This window comes from Prosthecodimorpha staleyi (assembly GCF_018729455.1).
Classification (GTDB): domain Bacteria; phylum Pseudomonadota; class Alphaproteobacteria; order Rhizobiales; family Ancalomicrobiaceae; genus Prosthecodimorpha; species Prosthecodimorpha staleyi.
In genome coordinates, this window is the sequence record NZ_JAHHZF010000004.1 from 429,675 (window position 1) to 447,526 (window position 17,852).

Genomic DNA, 17,852 nt, shown 5'->3' on the forward strand with positions numbered 1-17,852 from the left:
GGGGCACGAGTGTCAATCTGGTTTGACGTTTTTTTAAAATGACACTCGATCGCTCATCTGACAGTGAGACTGTCATGTTTTTTTGTCACCTGCAGCGACGCCTGCGATTCCCCACCTTGACAGGATGACTGGACGGGTGTGCCCTAGTGGTCATTCCCGCGCCATTGAAAAGTCGGGATCCATGGGAGGACACCAATGGTCGATGTTGACCTGGCGTCCGTTGACACGGGTTGTTTCGAAGCGCCAGCGGCGAGGCCGCGACCGCGCGAAGGTCATGTACGCTGCAACGACGACCGTGTTGGTTCCCCGGATCGCTGGATGCATCTGGCCCGGACCATAGAAAGCGGCATCATTCCGCGGCTGCTCTTGACCTACCGGAGCGACTTGCGTCACACGGCGAACGACGTTGAGGCCGTCGACTTTGATGCTTCGACACCTGAGACACTTGCGCGCATTGTTTTGAAGCGCCACGACGACGCGGCGCTCAATTTTATCTATCAACTGCTGGCCAGTGGCCTACCACTCGAATCTGTATTTCTGGACCTGCTCGCGCCGACGGCCCGTTGGCTCGGACATGGCTGGAGCGAGGACGAACTGTCTTTCACCGAAGTCACCATGGCACTGAGCCGTCTTCAGCGCCTGATGCGGAATCTCGCCAACTCGATGTCTGCCGCGGCCGATCGTTTCAGGCCCGGCGGGCGCATCATTCTGGCGACGGTTCCGTCGGAACAACATGTCTTTGGCCTGTTGATGCTTGAGGAGTTCTTCCGGCGTGACGGCTGGGACGTGGAATGCCTGCCTGGATGCACACGGGAGGACATCATCGCATCAATGAAAAGTCTCCCCGCCCGCGCCATCGGGCTGTCGCTTTCCACGGACGAGCGCTTTGAAGAAATGAAGGGATTGATCGCGGAACTACGTAGCCTCCCCGAGGCGAATAGCACCGTGATCATGGTCGGCGGTCGTTATTTCGTCGACAACCCCGACATGGTGAAAGCGGTGGGGGCGGATTTCACCGCCATTGACGGAAGTCAGGCGATCAGCCACATACACAGCTATATGTCAGAGGAAGCGTACATCTCGGACAGATCCTGAGGCGAGAAGGCTGACACCGTCATGGATACGACCGCCTTGAAGTCGCTGCAGCGGTTCAAATCGCCCGAATCCTGGTTCTCGGCCGTCGACGCGCGCCATGCAGCCGCACTGTTCGCCGCCTCGTCCGATGTCAGTCTGATCATCGACGGCAAAGGTGTCGTCCAGGATATCGCCCTCGGCAACGAAGATTACTATCCGCTTGACCTTGAATCCTGGATTGGCAAGACGCTGCACGACATCGTCAATATCGACAGTCGCAGCAAGGCAGCGGCGCTGTTGCGCGATGCCACCTTTGACGCCCGCACGCGCTGGCGTGAAGTGAATGTCGTGATCCCGTCGGGCAGCAGCATCCCGTTAAATTTCACCGCGGTTCGCCTTTCAGCGGACGGGGATGTCGTGCTGTTCGGCCGGGATCTCGCCACCGAAGCCCGCCTGCAGCAGCGCGTCATCGACATCCAGCGCGAGATGGAGGCCGACTATGCGCGGCTCCGCAACGCGGAATCGCGCTACCGCCTGCTCTTCCATATGGCGAGCGAGCCGGTGCTGGTCATCGACGCCGAGAATGGTCGGATCACCGAAGCCAACCCGGCGGCCGCCCGTTTCCTCGGCGTGGCACCGTCACGTCTGGTTGACAAGTCCGTTCGGGACTTGTTCGAACCGACCTCGGCGAGCGGTCTTCAGAGCGCCATGACCATCGCCCGGTCGATGGGAAAACTGCAGGACCAATCGCTGCGCCTCGCCGATTCCGGGCGGGAAATCATCATGGCGGTGTCGCAATACCGGCAGGATAACCGCCAATTCCTGCTGATGCGGCTTTCCGTGACGAATACGCCGGAAGGCGAGACGGATTTCCCGTCGACGGCGCTTGAAGTCCTGAAACGTCTTCCGGACGCCTTTGTGGCTTTCAAACTCGACGGCGAAATTCTCGAGGTCAACAACGCCTTCGTGGACCTCTGCCAGCTCGCATCCGCCGACCTAGCGCGCGGTGCCCATCTGGAGCGTTGGCTCGGACGGCCGGGCATCGACTACTCGTTGATCGCCACCAACCTGCGCGACTATGGCTCGCTGCGCGATTTCGCCACCCTCATCCGAGGCGAGCTCGGCGCCCGCGAAGAGGTCGACGTGACGGCAGTCTATGTTCAGGATGTCGACGAACCCTGCGTCGGCATGCTGATCCGGCCGGTGCGCCGTCGCTCGGCCCTGCCGCTGGTCCGCGAGGCCGGCGTCCAGTCGACGGTCGAGAACCTGTCCCATTTGATCGGAACCATGCCGCTCAAGGATCTGGTCCGCGAGACCACCGACATGATCGAGCAGATGTGCATCGAAGCCGCCTTGAAGCTGACCGACGACAACCGCGCGTCTGCCGCCCAGATTCTCGGCCTCAGCCGGCAAAGCCTCTATGCGAAGCTGCATCGTTTCGGGCTCGGCGACCTTTCAAGTCAGGACTAGCCTGAGACGATTTTATTCGGCAGGGAAAAGTTGCGGCGGGCATCATCATGTCGCATTGGATCGACGCCTGACTGTAAGGTTGACTTGACGCTCATGACTGTCAAGTCTACCATGTCCTTATGTCCCTCCCTTCCCTCAAGGCAAGCGTTGAGCTCCTCAAGCCGATCACATGGTTCGCTCCCATGTGGGCTTTCGGTTGCGGCCTCGCTTCGGCAGGGCGGCCGCTCGGCGAACACTGGGTTCTGGTTGCCGGCGGCATCCTTCTGACCGGCCCGCTCGTTTGCGCGACCAGCCAGGCGGCGAACGACTGGTTCGACCGGCATGTCGACGCCATCAACGAACCGAACCGGCCGATCCCGTCCGGCCGCATTCCGGGCCGCTGGGGGCTCTATATCGCGCTCGCCTGGACGGTCCTGTCGCTCGTCGTTTCGGCCGCACTCGGCTCGATGATCTTCGCCGCCGCTGTATTCGGTCTCGTGCTCGCCTGGTCGTACAGCGCGCCGCCGTTCCGGCTGAAGCAGAACGGCTGGTGGGGCAATGCTGCGGTTGCGGTCTGCTACGAGGGCCTACCATGGTTCGTCGGCGCCGCCTTGGCGTCCGCCGCCATGCCGACCCCGCAGGCCGTTACCCTGGCGCTGCTCTACAGTGTCGGCGCGCACGGCATCATGACGCTCAACGATTTCAAGTCGGTCGAGGGCGACCTGCGCTCCGGCATCCGCTCGCTGCCGGCCCAGCTCGGGGTCGACCAGGCCGCCCGCTTCGCCTGCTGGGTGATGGCGGTGCCGCAGGGCGTGGTGATCCTGCTCCTGATATCCTGGGGCCGGCCGTACCATGCGGCGCTGATCGGCCTCCTGCTTGCCGTCCAGATCGTCCTGATGGCTCGGCTTCTGGCTTCCCCACGCGCCCGGGCGCCCTGGTACAACGCCACCGGCACCACGCTTTACGTGCTCGGCATGCTGGCCGCTGCCTTCGCCATCTCGACGCTCAATGGAGCGGCCCCATGACCCCGCACCCTCTCGGCTGGCTCGGCATCCTCCGTCTCGGCCTCCTGCAGACCGCGCTCGGCGCCATCCTGGTGCTGACCACCTCGACCCTCAACCGCGTCATGGTGGTCGAATATGCCATGCCGGCGGCGGTGCCCGGCCTGCTCGTCGCCCTCCATCATGCCTGTCAGGCGCTGCGCCCGCGCTGGGGCTACGCCTCCGATCGCGGCGGCCGGCGCACGCCCTGGATCGTCGGCGGGATGGCCGTGCTGGCCGCGGGCGGCCTGCTCGCAGCGATCGCGACCGCCTGGATGGCGACGACACCGGCGGCCGGGCTCGTCCTGGCCGTCGCGGCCTTCACGTTGATCGGGCTCGGAGTCGGCGCCGCCGGGACCAACACACTGATCCTGCTCGCGGAACGGGTCGGGGACGACCGCCGGGCACCGGCCGCCACCATCGTCTGGGTGATGATGATCGCCGGCTTCATCGTGACCGCCGCGCTCGGCGGCCGCGCGCTCGATCCCTATTCGCCGGAGCGGCTGATCGAGGTCGCGGCGGTGGTCGGCCTGCTCGCCTTCCTGCTTTCCGTACTCGCCGTCGCCGGGCTTGAAGGACCGGTCCGCGCCCGGGTGCCCGGGGCGACCGCGAACCGGGCAGAGCGCGAGGGCGGCTTCTCGGCCATGCTGCGGACAGTCTGGGCCGATCCAGTCGCGCGCCGGTTCACGCTCTTCATCTTCGCCTCGATGCTGGCCTATAGCGCGCAGGATCTGATCCTGGAGCCCTATGCCGGGATCGTCTTCGGAATGACGCCCGGCGAAACGACGCGCCTCGGCGGCCTGCAGAATGGCGGCGTCCTGGCCGGCATGGTCACGGTCGGTCTGGCCGGACATCTCGCCGGCCGGCGTCCGGGCTTCATCGGCGCGATGATGATCGCCGGCTGCGTCGCCTCGGCCGCCGCGCTGGCGGCGATTGCCGAGAGCCCGGCGCTGAATCTGCCGATCCGGCCACTGGTCGCCGCGCTCGGCTTCGCCAACGGCGCTTTCGCGGTGGCGGCGATCAGCATGATGATGGATCTCGCCGGCAGCGGACCGCAGCAGTCTCGCGGCACCCGCATGGGCCTGTGGGGCGCCGCGCAGGCGATCGCCTTCGGGGCCGGAGGGCTGGCCGGAACGGTCGCGGTCGATGCCGTGCGATGGGCGACCGGGCTCACCGTGACGGCCTATCAGGCGGTCTTTCTGGCCGAGGCCGTGATGTTCCTGGCGTCCGCCCTGTTGGCCTTGGCCATCGTGGCGCGCCCATCGACGGACCAGACGGCGCTCGGCGCGGGGGAGCGCATCACGCCCGCGGAATGACGACCGGGAGGGTCCGATGACCGAGGATGTTTTCGAGACGGTGGTGATCGGCGGCGGCCCGGCCGGAGCGACGGCGGCGTCCGATCTGGCGCGCGCCGGCCGGGCCGTTCTGCTGCTCGACCGCGGCGGCCGGATCAAGCCCTGCGGCGGCGCCATCCCGCCGCGGGCGATCCGCGATTTCGACATCCCTGATCGGCTCCTGGTCGCCAAGGCACGGTCCGCGCGCATCGTCGCGCCGTCCGGGCGGACCGTCGACATGGCGATCGAACGCGGCGAGGTCGGCATGGTCGACCGCGAGAGCTTCGACGAATTCCTGCGCGAGCGGGCCGAGGCAGACGGCGCCGAGCGGCGGACCGGCACGTTCAAGCGGTGCGAGCGCGACGCGCGTGGTCGCCTGCGCATCGTCTGGGCCGACGCGGCCGGTCGCGAAGTCTCGGCATTGGCCCACCAGGTGATCGGCGCCGACGGCGCCAATTCGCAGGTCGCCCGCCAGTTGCTGCCCGCGCAGGCCCGGCCGCCGCTGGTCTTCGCCTATCACGAGATCGTCGCCACCGACGGCGTCATGCCGGCCGACTACGACCGCACGCGCTGCGACATTCTCTATGGCGATTCCGTCTCGCCGGACTTCTACGCCTGGATCTTCCCCCATGGCGCCACGGCCAGCATCGGCACGGGCAGCGCGCAGAAGGGCTTCCCCTTGCGCGAGACGATCGCGCGGCTGCGCTGCCGGATGGGCCTCGACCAGGCCCGTCTGATCCGCCATGAAGGCGCGCCGCTGCCGCTGAAGCCCTTGAAATGCTGGGACAACGGCCGCGATGTCGTGGTCGCCGGCGACGCCGCGGGCGTGGTCGCGCCGGCCTCCGGCGAGGGCATCTACTACGCGATGGCGACCGGCCGGCTCGCCGCCGAGGCGGTCGATGCAGCGCTGACCCGCAACGATCCGCGCCGGCTCGCCGAGGCGCGCCGGGGCTTCATGCGCCAGCACGGCAAGGTGTTCCTGATCCTGCGCATCATGCAGCATTTCTGGTACGGCTCCGACAAGCGCCGCGAGCGCTTCGTCAGCATCTGCCGCGATCCCGACGTGCAGCGGCTGACCTGGTCCTCCTATCTGGAGAAGGAACTGGTGCGCCATGAATTCGGCACCCATCTGCGCATCATGATGAAGGACTTCGCCCATCTGTTCGGCATGATCACGCCCTGGGGAACCCGGCCGTGAGCCGCCCGGACCGCGACCGGTCCGGCAAGCCAGCGGCCCTGCGTCTGGCCGGCGGCGCGGAGGGCGGCATCCTGGACCGCAAGGACCAGCATCTCGACATCGTGCTCGATGGCCGGACGGCCCGCTACCGGCAGGCCGAAACCGGCTTCGAGGCGATCGCCTTCGAGCATTGCGCCCTGCCCGAACTCGATTTCGACGAGATCGACCTCGCCACGCCGTTCCTCGGCCGGACGCTGCAGGCGCCGTTCCTGATCAGCTCCATGACCGGCGGCCCGCAGCGCGCGGCCGCCATCAACCGGCATCTTGCGGAGGCCGCCGAGGCCCTCGGCCTCGCGTTGGCGGTCGGCTCGCAGCGGGTCGCACTGTCGGGTTCGGGCGACGGCGGCGTGACGCGCGAACTGCGTCGCCTCGCGCCGACCATCCCGCTCCTGGCCAATCTGGGCGGCGCGCAGATCGTCGCCGAATACGGCCTGGACGAAGCCCGCCGCGCCGTCGAGATGATCGATGCCAACGCGCTGATCATCCATCTCAATCCGCTGCAGGAGATCCTGCAGCCGGAGGGCGACCGCCGCTGGCGCGGAGCGCTCGCCGCCATCGAACGCCTGGTGACGGCCCTCGATGTGCCGATCGTCGTGAAGGAGGTCGGTTGCGGCCTGTCTGCCCCCGTTGCGCGCCGGCTGTCGGAGGCCGGGGTCGGCATCCTGGACGTGGCTGGTGCCGGCGGCACCAGCTGGGCGGCGATCGAGGGCGAACGGGCCGAGACCGAGCACCAGCGCCGGGTCGCCGCGGTCTTCTCGGACTGGGGCATCCCGACCGCAATGGCGATCCGCGCGGTGCGCGAGGCCGTGCCGGGTGCGGTCGTGATCGGATCGGGCGGCGTCCGCACCGGGCTCGATGCCGCCAAGGCGATCGCGCTCGGCGCCGATCTGGTCGGTCAGGCGGCCGCCGTGCTGGACGGCGCGGTCGCCTCCACGGAGGCTGTGATGGCGCATTTTCGCATCATGGAAGACCAGCTCCGCGCCGCCTGTTTCTGCACCGCCTCGCCGAACCCAGCGGCCCTGCGCCAGGCCCGCCTGCTCGTCTGCTGATCTCCGGCCCGGCCTGACCGGACCTGCCGGTTCGCCGCTCACGCCACGCCCAGATCAGGTCCCCCCGGGCCAACCCCTCCTGGGCCGGACCGCTGCGGCCCGGGCGGCGGTTCGATGCACGATGCGTGACCGCTCTGGAGCAAACCGATCATCGTCGAGGAGCGCGATCGCTTGACGCAGCGCGCGGTCAAGTCGCACCGACGAAGCGGGCCAGCTTGCCGAGCGTCTGAAGGCCCAGGGTCTCCGCGCCGAATCCCTTGGCTTCCCGGAATTCCGCAGCGGTGTTGAAGACCATGCCGAGCGTCACCACGGTCGCACCGTCCTGCTCCTCGAACGAGGCCCAGGCATCGGCATGTTTCGGTCCGTTCTCGCCCCAGTGCAGCGTATAGGCGAAACCGTCCAGCGGCCGGACTTCGCCATAACGGTGGTGGTTCGGATAGACGGTACCGTCCGCCGCGATCATATCGAAGACCCATTCGCCGCCCGCGCGGAGGTCGATCCGCTGGGTCCGGCACGAGAACCCATCCGGCCCCCACCAGAGCGGAAGCGTCTCGGGGTTCATCCAGGCACCCCAGACCACGGCGCGCGGCGCTTGAATGACCCGTCGCAGCACCATGGTTCGCGCCGCCACGTCGGCCAGATTGTCCATCCCCGCGCCGAAGCCCTGCCGATAACCCGCTTCCATATCTTCGGCGAGCGAAGAGAGCTGTACCGTCACGGCGATCCGACTTCCGTCGCCGGCCGGCGTAAGATCGGCGGTCACCAGCGCCGCCGATTGGGGGACGCCGTCGACGGAAAGGGCCTCGGAATTGACGCTCCGGGCTTCGGCCTGCAGCACCAGCCAGCGCACCTCGCAGCGAATGGCGGGTTCGCCTGTGATCTTGCACAGCGAAACCTCGCGACCGCCCACCCTGGTGTCGGCCTCGAGCCATTCGATCGTGACCGATGCCGCAGGCGCTGCCCACAGCGCCCGCGCAGCCGGTGCCGTCCACGCGGCCCACAGTGCCGATACGGGCGCGGCTACCGAGCGTTCGAAAGAGAGCGTGGCGAAGCGGCCGCTCATCGGCTCGCCCCTTCCGCATCGGCGTCCCGCCGTCGCATCGTCCGGCCACGGCCGGTGCTCCCTGCCGTGCGCGTCTTCTGGCTTTGTAATGCGCCGCGACGGGCGGAGGACGAAGGCGGTGCACCGCAGCCGGGCGCATGTCCAAGGCTCAGGGTCGTCATCATGTCCGGCTTTCCTTCATCAAGGCCATCACGCAGGCGTCCAAACGATCGAGCCGGGCTTCCCAGAGCGCCCTCTGGTCGTCGATCCAGGTCCGCGGTGCCGACAAGGCTTCGGGCACGAGTGCGCAGGTTCGGACCCGCCCATCCTTGGACGTCGCAATCAATCCCGCCGCCTCCAGGACCGAGAGGTGACGCATCACCGTCGGCAGGCGCAGTCCGGTCGGATCGGCCAGTTCCTTGACCGGCGCCGGCCCGCGGGCGAGCCGGGTCAGCATCGTCCGTCGGGTCGGATCCGCGAGGGCATGGAAGACCTGCGAGAGATCGGGATCATGCTTAGTCATACAGCTAACTATCACGTCGATGGACGGTGTGGAAGAGACAGTTACCCGGGCGGCTAACTTTTCTCAGGCGCCTGTCCGTCCGATGCGACCCTGGCTGCCGGATCCGCACATGCTCCCCGGCGCTCCCGATGCAGCCAGCGTTTTCCGATCGGAGCCGGTCGTTCTGGTCGGGCCTTGCTTCAGGTCGGCTGCTCGCGGCCGAAGGCGGTCCAGCGGATTGTGGAGGCGAGATCGTGGCGGCAGCGGAAGCCGAGATCGCGGGCGGCCGCGTCCGGAGAGGACGGTGCCGGGCGGCGATGGCGGAAGCCGGCGAAGCCGGTCGACGGTTCGGGGCCGCATTCGACCGCAAGGTCGGGCAGGACCGTCCGCACCGCATCGACGAAGCCGGCAAGCGTGACCGTCCGACCCGTCGCGATGGTATAGACCCGGGCTTCCGGGTGCGACGCATCCAGGGCCGCCACATTGGCATCGGCGCAGTCGCGCGCGTCGACGAACTCCTCCTCGCCGCCCCAGAGCAGATAGGGATCGTCGAGCGCCATCGGCCGACCGCACCGGCCGGCCGCGATCAGGCTGTCGAGCAGGCGGCCGGGCACGCTGGTCGACGGCCCGCCGTCCGAACCGATCACGGCGCCGTAGCGCAGAACGATGGCGTCGAGGCCGTAGAGGTCGTGATAGACCAGCGCCATATGCTCGCCGGCAAGCTTGGTCGCGGCATAGATGCTACCCGGCCGCTCCGAGACGACCGCCATGCGGACATCCTCGCCGATCGGCTCCGGCCCGAGCGAACCGAAGACCGAGTAGGTGACCGTGGTCGAGCTGGCGACCACCACCCGTCCGATCCCCGCCTGCCGCGCCGCCTCCAGCACGTTGGTGGTGCCGAGCACGTTGACCTCGACGCCGCGGCGCGGGTCCTGGCGGATGCCGGTCGACAGCATGGCGGCCGTATGGACGATGCGGGTGATGCGGTGATGGTGGAGGATCGCCGCCAGCGCGGCGAAGTCGGTCACATCCGCGACGACCGCCGTGACATCGCCGGCGACCGGCGGCGGCGGTTTCACGTCGGCGAGCACGACCGCCTCGCCGCGCGCCGCCAACCGCTCGGCGGTCAGCCGGCCGATCAGGCCGGCGCCTGTGACCAGGATCGTCACGCGACTGGACCGGTTTCGCCGGCCTCCTCCATCACCAGATGATAGACGCGCCCATCGAACGGCCCCATCGCCTCGGCGATGCGCGCGCGCACCTCCTGGCGGACCGGGCTCGCCAGGGCGGCCTCCATGGCGGCGAGATCGTCGAACCAGAGTTCGAAGGTCATGTAGACGCTCGGCGCGCCGGGCTCCTGCTCGGCCGCCCGCCGGAGCGTCGCGCGGCGCAGGCCCGGATAGCGGGCGATGGCCGGCAGCACGCCGTCGCGCATGCGGGCGTCGAAGCCGGCGCGTTCGGCTGGCGGGACGGTGCCTTCCAGGACGGCGGTACGGATGATCAAGGCTTCGATCCCTTCGGGGCGAGGAGACGGGCGACCGACGTCTCGGTGTTGGTCAGGTGGCGGTCCATCAGATCGGTGGCACGGACCGGGTCGCGGTCGAGCACGGCGGCCATGATGGCGGCATGTTCCGCGTTGATGTCGCGCACTTCCGCCTCTGCCTCGTGATGATGCAGAAGCCGGACCTTGCGGTAGCGCTCGGAGTGGTCCGCCAGCGTCGCCCAGAATCGGAGCAGCCACTTCGATCCGCAGGCCGACACCAGCGCGAGATGGAAGCGCCGATGCTGCGCTTCCCAGCGCGCGGCGGCCTCCCGGTCGCCCGGATCGGCAGGCAGCGGCGTGCGTGACAGCAGATGCATGCTGGCGACGATCTCGGCCTCCCAGTCCGCCCCACCCCGCGCCATGGCGGCGGTCAGGCACAAACGCTCGATCGCCCGGCGGGTCGCCATGATGTCCGCGAGTTCGTCGAGCGAAGCATCCGTCACGCGCGCGCCGCGATTGGTCTCGCCCTCGACCAGGCTCTCCGAGGCGAGGCGCATCAAGGCCTCGCGGATCGGCGTCAGGCCCAGGCTGTAGCGGTCCTGCAGGTCGGCCGCGCGCAGACGCTCGCCGGGCATCAGGTCGCCATGCAGGATCTCGCCGCGCAGGCGGCGATAGGCCCGCTCGGCCTGTGAGAGCGATTCGAGGTCGTCCGTGTTGAGCAGGCCGTTCATGGCAGGCCGAATCCGGTTCCGGCAGAATTTGTGTTGACAGTCAGATTTTATAAAATCATCCTTCCTTCATAGCAAAGGAAAAATCGACATGCCGAACGACATTGCCCCGGGCCGCTGGTCGCTTGCGACCGTGGACCGCGCGGGAACCGCGATCGCGTGCCTGGAAGTCGGGGACGCCGCCTATGCGCTGGAGCCGAGCCTCGCCAGGGCCGGCCTTGCGGGCATGACCCGCGTCATCGACCTCTTCGACGACTGGGACCGCTCCAGCACCGCGCTCGACCGCGCCGCCAGCCTGGTCGACGAGACCGACCGGATCGCCTTCGACCGCCGCCTCGCGCCCCTGCAGTATCCGGGCAAGATCCTCTGCGCGGGGGCGAACTATTTCGACCATCTCGCCGAGATGGGCATGCCGGGGGCCAAGAAGGAGGAACAGCGCCTGTTCTTCTTCATGAAGCCGCCGCGCAACGCCATCGTGGGCGAGGGCCCGACCGTGCATATGCCGATCGGCACCCGTGCCTTCGACTGGGAAATCGAACTGGCCGCCGTGATCGGCCGCACGGCCCGCAATGTCAGTCCGGAAGCGGCGCTCGACCACGTCGCCGCCTACACGGTTTCGGTCGATTTCTCCGCCCGAGACCACAATCGGGCGCCCGAGACCTTCTACAAGCTCGACTGGGTGGCCGGGAAGGCGAACGACACCTGTTGTCCGATCGGTCCTCGGCTGGTGCCGGCCTCGACGTTTGCCGACCCGCAGGCGATCGGGCTGAAGCTTTCGGTCAACGGCGAGATCAAGCAGGACGGCAGTACCGCCGACATGATCTTCTCGATCGCCGAACAGATCTCGATCGCGTCGCGGATCATGACGCTCGACCCGGGCGACCTGATCCTGACCGGTACGCCGGCCGGCGTCGGCATGCCGAAGCAGACCTTCCTCAAGGTCGGCGATCGGGTCGATGCCGAGATCGAGGCGATCGGCCGGCTTTCCGTCACGATCCAGGCGCCGCGCTAGCGATCGGCCCGCGATCTTGCGTCCGGCAAAGGTCGGGTTGAACGGACGACGCAGTCATGGCGTGAGCGGTTCGGATGCCGAGACGGATGGCACCGAGCCGCTCACGCCTGAACCAGGAGAGCCCATTCCGCTCGGATCGGTCCGGTTCGAAAGGCGGGAGCGGCTCGAGGAACTCAAGCGGCGGCCTTGCCCGAGCGGCAAAGGCTGCCAGCGGCCGCGGAAGCGGCCAGGCTGCCCGACGAGATCCGTCCGGCGGCGAATATCCGAGAGGGGTAGACCGATGAGACAATTCCTCGCCTTCGCCGCCGCTGCCGTCGTTCTGACGGCTCCGCTGTGCCTTGCCGGCGCGGCACCCGCCGCCGCCGAAACCGAGATCCGCATCTCCACCGCCGCGCCCGACCAGTCGCCGCTGTCGGATGCCTTCCGTGCCATCAAGGCCCGGATGGAGGCGAAGTTCCCGGGTGAACTCAAGATCTCCGTCCATACCGCCAGCGCATTGTTCCGCCAGGGCACCGAACTGCCCGCCATGCAGCGCGGCAACCTGGAAATGGCGAGCCCAGTCACTTTCGAGATCGAGGCGCAACTTCCCGAATACGGGGTTTTCAGCGCCGCCTATCTGTTCCGCGACGCCGACCACCTGATCAAGACCTTCCGGTCCGACATCGGTGCCGAGTTCACCAAAGACGTCGCCGACAAGATGGGCATCGTCATCCTCGACACCGCCTATCTCGGCACCCGCAACGTCAATCTGCGCAACGACAAGCCGGTCAAGGAACCCGTCGATCTTGCCGGCGTGAAGATGCGCATGCCGCCCGGGCCGGCCTTCCAGACGCTCGCCAAGGCGCTCGGCGCCACGGCGGTGTCGATGCCGATCACCGAGGTCTATCTCGGCCTCAAGACCGGTTCGATCGACGCCCAGGACAACCCGACCAACATGACCCGTGACTGGAAGTTCCACGAGGTGACCAAGCAGGTGATCCTGACCCGTCATCTCGTCCAGCCGGTCTTCATCGCCATGGCCAAGCCGGCCTTCGACAGGCTCTCGCCCGCCCAGCAGACGGAGTTGCGCGCGGCGGCCCGCGAGGCGGCCGACCAGGAGATCGCCAAGACGCTCGCCGACGAAAAGGCGGCGATCGAGACCTTCACGCAGGCCGGCATCAAGGTGGTCGATCCCAACGTTCCGGCCTTCCGGGCCGCGGTCATGGACGAATACCGCAAGGCCGGCATGACCGAGAAGTGGAAGGCGGGCCTCCTCGACCGCATCACGGCAATCCGGTGACGGCGGCCGGCACGAGGGGGTGCGGCCTCGCCTCCTCGTTTCGCCGCGCGGCCGGCTTCCTGTCCGCCGCCGGCATCGCAGTCGTCTTCGCGCTCTTCGTCTACGGCGTCGCCATGCGCTACCTGTTCGACCGCCCGGTCGGCTTCGTCGACGAGGCGGTCACGCTGATCAGCGTCTGGTCGACCTTCTGGACCGCCGCCTTCGTGCTGAAATGGCCGGAGCACATCGCCTTCGACGTGGTCTATGCGAACGTCGCGGCGCCGGCGCAGCGGGTCCTCCTCCTCGCCGGGGCGACCGGCTTCGTGATCCTGATGGGCGCGGCGATGCCCGGCATGGTCGACTACACGCTGTTCCTCTGGCGCGAGCGGACCGACGTCATGTTGCTCCGCCTCGACTGGGTCTACGCGGTCTTCCCCGCCTTCTTCGCCGTCATGCTCCTGCGCTTCGTCCTCGTCATCCGCCGCCTCGTCGGCGCAGGCTGGCGTGCCGAGGTGGCGCACTGGTCGGGCGCGGACCTCGACGGCGGCGACGACGGCCCCGACACGACACGCAACACAAGCGAAGGTGGCGCATGACCACGGGCCTTTGGACGCTCCTCGCCACCGTGGTGATCGGTGGACTGGTCAGGCTGCCGCTGGCGCTGGTCATGTTCGCCGGTGGGGCCGCCTATCTCTTCGCCACGAGGCAGGATATCGGCCTGCTGGTCGGGCAGGTGATGAACCAGATGACGGCCATGTATGTCCTGGTCGCCATCCCGATGTTCATCCTGGCCGCCAATTTCATGAATGCAGCCTCGATCTCGGATCGCCTCTGGGCCGCCGCCAATGCCCTGGTTGGCCGGTTCCGCGGCGGGATGGGCCACGTGACCGTCGTGGTCAGCATGATCTTCTCCTCCATGAGCGGCAGCGCCGTCACCGACGCGGCCGGTCCCGGCCTGGTCGCAACGCGCCAGATGCAGAAGATCGGCGGCTATCCGGCCGGTCTCGCCTGCGCCATCACGGCGGCCTCGGCGACCATCGCGCCTATTATCCCGCCCTCGATTCCGCTCGTCATCTACGCGCTGATCTCCGGCGCCTCGATCGGTGCGCTCTTCCTCGCCGGCCTGGTGCCCGGTGTCCTGATGGGCGGGGCCTTGATGCTGGCGATCCGGGCCGTGGCGGGGCGCCGGGACCTTCCGGTCGGCGAGGTCGTGCCGATCCGCGAGATGCCGGCGGTGTTCGGCCGCGCCGCCCTGTCGTTGACGCTTCCGGTCGTGCTGCTCGGCGGCATCTGGACCGGGATCTTCACGCCGACGGAAGCCGCCGCGGTGGCAGCCTTCTGGGCCCTGATCCTGGGCGCGGCCGTCTATCGCCGCATCGGCTTCGCGACGCTCGGTTCGGTGTTCGGCGAGAGCGCGCGCCAGTCGGCCGGCACCATGCTGCTCATCGCCAGCGCCTTCATCCTCAACTACGCGATCGCCAACGAGGGCCTCGCCGCGCGGCTGGCGCTCGCCATCACGGACTTGCAGCTCGGCCCCCTGCAGTTCATGGGGCTCGTCAACCTGCTCTTCCTGGTGCTCGGCTGCTTCCTGGACGGGTCGGTCATGATGCTGGTCTTCGTGCCGCTGATCCTGCCGAGCGCGAAGGCGCTGGGCATCGACCTGACCTATTTCGGCATCATCGTGACGCTGAACTTCATGATCGGGCTGATCACGCCGCCCTACGGCCTGCTGCTCTTCGTCATGGCCTCGTTGACCCGGGTGCCCCTCGTGCTGATCATCCGCGAGATCTGGCCCTTCGTGCTCGCGCTCGGCGGCGTGCTGGCGATGCTGACGCTGTTCCCGTCGATCACCCTCTTCCTGCCGCACCTGTTCGGCTACGAGTGAGATTGCGATGTCCGAACCGACCATCGAGACCGCCTTCGTCACCGGTGCCGCCCAGGGCATCGGATGGGCCACCGCCGAACGGCTGGCCCGCGACGGCTTCCGGGTCGTCGCCATGGACCGTTCGGCCGAACGGCTCGGCGAAGCCGTCGCCGGGCTTGCCGCCACGGGCCTCGACATCGTCGCCCGTCCGGTCGACATCTGCGATCGCGCGGGTGTTGCCGCCGTGCTCGCCGCCGAGGCGCGCGTCGACGTCATGGTCACGGTCGCGGGCCTCTACCAGGACGCCGCCTTCCTCGACCTCGACGAGGACTCCTTCCGCCGCATGCTCGACGTGAATGTGGTCGGTACCTTCATCCCGGCCCAGGAGGCCGCACGACGGATGAAGCCCGGCGGGCGGATCGTCACCATCTCGTCGCGCGGTGCGCTCGGCGGCACCCGCTTCGCCCATTATGTCGCCTCGAAGGCAGCCGTGATCGGGCTTACCCGCGCCATGGCGATGGAACTGCGCACGGCCGGCATCGCGGTCAATTCCGTCGCGCCCGGCTTCACCGACACGCCGATGACCCGCTCGGCCCCGACCGAAATGTTTGCCGCCTGGGAGGCGCTTGAGCCGTCCGGCAAGGCCGCGAGCCCCGCCGAGATCGCCCACGCCATCGCCTTTCTTGCCAATCCGGCGACGCGTTTCGTCACTGGCCAGACGCTGTTCGTCGACGGCGGCAAGTCGCTTGGCGGCCTCTCCATCTGACCGGGCGGCGCAGGCCATGCCTCGCCGCTCCGTGCCGGGCCTGGTCAGGTCCGCCTGTCGACCGTGACGCTTGCAAGCGCCTCCTCGTCGACCTCGATGCCGAAGCCGGATCCGGCCGGCAGATGCGAGGCGCCGTCATCGAGCCGGATCGGCTCGCGCAGGATCTCCACCCCGAGCACGTAGCGCGAGGTGTAGAATTCCGCACCGAGACAGATGTTGGGCGTCGCGGCGACGAGGTGGATGCCGGCCGCGAGCGCGATGCCGGCCTCGTACATCGTGCCGCCATAGGCCGGCATGCCGGCCGCGCCCGCGATGGCGGCGATCGTGCGCGCCGCTGTGAAGCCGCCGGCCTTCATGAGCTTGATCGACACCGCATCCGCATAGCGGCGCGAGACCAGATCGATCGCCTCCGCGGGCGAGAAGACGCTCTCGTCGGCCAGGATCGGCGTGTCGATCGCGCGGGCGAGATCGCCCATCGCATCGCGCTGGTCGCGCTTCACCGGCTGCTCGATGAAGCCCGGCGCGAAACGCTCCATGTCGCGCAGCTTGGCGACCGCCCCATAGGGTTCGAGGCCCTGGTTGTAGTCGATCCGGATCTCGGCATCGTCGGGCAGCCGCGTCTTCAAAGCCTCCAGGCGGACGAGGTCCTCCCGATGCGTCAGGAAGCCGGTCTTGACCTTGAAAAGACGGACTCCGTCGGCCAGCCGCTCCTCCAGAAACAGAAGATCGGCCTCGAAGTCCGGATTGGCGATCGAGACGGAAAGCGGAATCCGATCCCGAAAGACCCCGCCGAGCAGTGCCGCCACCGGAACGCCTGCAATCCGGCCCCACAGATCGTAGAGCGCCATTTCGACGGCCGCCTTGGCCTCGCCATGACCGACGATGGCATGGGCTGCCTCGTCCATGATCCGCGCGACCTCGCTGGCCCGCCGACCGATCAGCAAGGGTCTGAGATAGACGTCAATCGCGGCCGCGTTCGCCTCCGCGGTGCCCGAGAAGACGGCCCAGGGCGCCGCCTCGCCCCAGCCGACGCTGCCGTCCTCGGCTTCGAGCCGCAGGACGACACCCGGCAGCACCTTCTCGACATCGCCGACGCCGTGGCGCCGTTTCATCTTCAGAGGCCAGCGAACGAAACGGACGTCGAGGGCGCGGATCGTGTCTGCGTAGATCATGCGGTCTCTCTTTGGCCGGACAGCGCGTTTCCGAGCCGGCGTGCGATAAGCGTGGCGGGAAAAAGGATCAGGAAGTAAATAGCGGCGATGATCGTGTAGACTTCGAGCGGCCGGTAGGTCTCCGCCGTGATCAGCGTCGCATTGTAGACCAGATCGGGAACCGCGATCACCGAGATCAGCGACGTGTTCTTCAGCTGGATGATAGTCTGGTTCACGAAGGGCGGCAGCATCCGCTTGACCGCCTGCGGCAACACGACCAGGCGCAGGACATACCAGGGCCGCAGGCCGAGCGCCCGTCCCGCATCCCACTGGCCGCGTTCGATCGATTCAATGCCGCCGCGGAAGATTTCCGCATAGAAAGCGCCGACATAGAGCGAGAGCACCCCCACGGCCGCGACCTGGGGCGGGATGTTGACCCCGATGACGACCGGGAAGGCATAGTAGAACCAGATGATCTGCACGAGCAGCGGCGTGCAGCGGAAGATCTCGACGTAGCCCATTACCAGCCAGTTCGCCAGCCGCCAGCGCTTCAACTGGATGGCCGCGCACAGGAAGCCGATGATCATCCCCAGAAAGGCCGTGCCGATCGTGTACAGGAATGTGTAGGCCGCCCCGAGCCAGAACAGGTGCGAGTACTTCCAGAGGATGCCGAAGTCCCAAATGTAATTCATGGTTCCGCCGCGCCTTCGACGCCGCGCCGATCGCGGCATCGAGCAGTGTGGGTCCGCGCCGCCATCCGGTCCAGCATCGCCCGAAGTGTCGTCCTGGCGTTGAAGTTCCGGCGATCCGTCGCCGGAGGTCGTTTCGAGGCCGCCGAGGGGGCGGCGGTCGTTCGGCACGCG

Annotated in this window: 18 protein-coding genes; 11 read left to right on the top strand and 7 right to left on the bottom strand. The window is 67.7% G+C overall.

The window, feature by feature from the left end:
• The first annotated feature begins 195 nt into the window (after window positions 1-195).
• The 6 genes from KL771_RS10400 to fni all read left to right on the top strand — a co-directional run bounded on the left by KL771_RS10400 (window position 196) and on the right by fni (window position 7,183).
• Window positions 196-1,095 carry a cobalamin B12-binding domain-containing protein gene (locus tag KL771_RS10400; RefSeq protein WP_261968466.1) on the top strand — a complete coding sequence of 300 codons (900 nt, stop codon included), beginning with the start codon at window positions 196-198 and terminating at the stop codon, window positions 1,093-1,095.
• A gap of 21 nt (window positions 1,096-1,116) precedes the next feature.
• Window positions 1,117-2,544 (top strand): transcriptional regulator PpsR, encoded by a 1,428-nt coding sequence (gene ppsR / locus KL771_RS10405; protein WP_261968467.1) that lies wholly within the window; start codon window positions 1,117-1,119, stop codon window positions 2,542-2,544.
• 119 nt (window positions 2,545-2,663) lie between these two features.
• Window positions 2,664-3,548, top strand: a complete 885-nt coding sequence (chlG, locus tag KL771_RS10410) for a chlorophyll synthase ChlG (protein ID WP_261968468.1) — start codon at window positions 2,664-2,666, stop codon at window positions 3,546-3,548.
• Complete coding sequence (locus KL771_RS10415) at window positions 3,545-4,879, top strand: BCD family MFS transporter (RefSeq protein WP_261968469.1); 1,335 nt, start codon at window positions 3,545-3,547, stop codon at window positions 4,877-4,879. The genes chlG and KL771_RS10415 overlap by 4 nt, the downstream gene beginning before the upstream one ends.
• A gap of 16 nt (window positions 4,880-4,895) precedes the next feature.
• Entirely contained in the window at window positions 4,896-6,095 is a 1,200-nt protein-coding gene (locus KL771_RS10420) for a geranylgeranyl diphosphate reductase (RefSeq protein WP_261968470.1), read from the top strand.
• A 68-nt stretch (window positions 6,096-6,163) separates the two neighbouring features.
• The gene (fni, locus tag KL771_RS10425; protein WP_261968552.1) at window positions 6,164-7,183 is read left to right on the top strand and encodes a type 2 isopentenyl-diphosphate Delta-isomerase; all 1,020 of its coding nucleotides are present in this window, start codon (window positions 6,164-6,166) and stop codon (window positions 7,181-7,183) included.
• Window positions 7,184-7,370: 187 nt separating this feature from the next.
• Here fni and KL771_RS10430 read toward each other — a convergent pair whose 3' ends face one another.
• The 5 genes from KL771_RS10430 to KL771_RS10450 form a co-directional block, all read right to left on the bottom strand.
• A complete protein-coding gene (locus tag KL771_RS10430) occupies window positions 7,371-8,246 on the bottom strand; it encodes an SRPBCC domain-containing protein (protein WP_261968471.1) in 876 nt (291 codons plus the stop codon).
• Window positions 8,247-8,406: 160 nt separating this feature from the next.
• Window positions 8,407-8,748 (bottom strand): ArsR/SmtB family transcription factor, encoded by a 342-nt coding sequence (locus KL771_RS10435; protein ID WP_261968472.1) that lies wholly within the window; start codon window positions 8,746-8,748, stop codon window positions 8,407-8,409.
• 179 nt (window positions 8,749-8,927) lie between these two features.
• Window positions 8,928-9,896, bottom strand: a complete 969-nt coding sequence (locus KL771_RS10440) for an NAD-dependent epimerase/dehydratase family protein (RefSeq protein WP_261968473.1) — start codon at window positions 9,894-9,896, stop codon at window positions 8,928-8,930.
• On the bottom strand, window positions 9,893-10,231 hold the full coding sequence (locus tag KL771_RS10445) for an EthD family reductase (protein WP_261968474.1): 339 nt from the start codon (window positions 10,229-10,231) through the stop codon (window positions 9,893-9,895). Before KL771_RS10445 ends, KL771_RS10440 begins: the two co-directional genes overlap by 4 nt.
• Window positions 10,228-10,941 (bottom strand): GntR family transcriptional regulator, encoded by a 714-nt coding sequence (locus tag KL771_RS10450; RefSeq protein WP_261968475.1) that lies wholly within the window; start codon window positions 10,939-10,941, stop codon window positions 10,228-10,230. The genes KL771_RS10445 and KL771_RS10450 overlap by 4 nt, the downstream gene beginning before the upstream one ends.
• A gap of 88 nt (window positions 10,942-11,029) precedes the next feature.
• On the opposite strand from KL771_RS10450, the gene KL771_RS10455 reads away from it, so the two are divergent.
• The 5 genes from KL771_RS10455 (at window position 11,030) to KL771_RS10475 (ending at window position 15,838) form a co-directional block, all read left to right on the top strand.
• A complete protein-coding gene (locus KL771_RS10455; RefSeq protein ID WP_261968476.1) occupies window positions 11,030-11,950 on the top strand; it encodes a fumarylacetoacetate hydrolase family protein in 921 nt (306 codons plus the stop codon).
• A gap of 280 nt (window positions 11,951-12,230) precedes the next feature.
• Window positions 12,231-13,229, top strand: a complete 999-nt coding sequence (dctP, locus tag KL771_RS10460) for a TRAP transporter substrate-binding protein DctP (RefSeq protein ID WP_261968477.1) — start codon at window positions 12,231-12,233, stop codon at window positions 13,227-13,229.
• Window positions 13,226-13,804: a TRAP transporter small permease gene (locus KL771_RS10465; RefSeq protein ID WP_261968478.1), complete on the top strand. Its 579-nt coding sequence runs from the start codon at window positions 13,226-13,228 to the stop codon at window positions 13,802-13,804. The genes dctP and KL771_RS10465 overlap by 4 nt, the downstream gene beginning before the upstream one ends.
• Window positions 13,801-15,093 carry a TRAP transporter large permease gene (locus KL771_RS10470; protein ID WP_261968479.1) on the top strand — a complete coding sequence of 431 codons (1,293 nt, stop codon included), beginning with the start codon at window positions 13,801-13,803 and terminating at the stop codon, window positions 15,091-15,093. The genes KL771_RS10465 and KL771_RS10470 overlap by 4 nt, the downstream gene beginning before the upstream one ends.
• Before the next feature lie 7 nt (window positions 15,094-15,100).
• The gene (locus KL771_RS10475; protein WP_261968480.1) at window positions 15,101-15,838 is read left to right on the top strand and encodes an SDR family NAD(P)-dependent oxidoreductase; all 738 of its coding nucleotides are present in this window, start codon (window positions 15,101-15,103) and stop codon (window positions 15,836-15,838) included.
• Window positions 15,839-15,882: 44 nt separating this feature from the next.
• On the opposite strand, the gene KL771_RS10480 is transcribed toward KL771_RS10475, so the two are convergent.
• Window positions 15,883-17,010 (bottom strand): enolase C-terminal domain-like protein, encoded by a 1,128-nt coding sequence (locus tag KL771_RS10480; protein ID WP_261968481.1) that lies wholly within the window; start codon window positions 17,008-17,010, stop codon window positions 15,883-15,885.
• Window positions 17,007-17,681, bottom strand: a complete 675-nt coding sequence (locus KL771_RS10485) for an amino acid ABC transporter permease (protein ID WP_261968482.1) — start codon at window positions 17,679-17,681, stop codon at window positions 17,007-17,009. Before KL771_RS10485 ends, KL771_RS10480 begins: the two co-directional genes overlap by 4 nt.
• Window positions 17,682-17,852 lie beyond the last annotated feature (171 nt).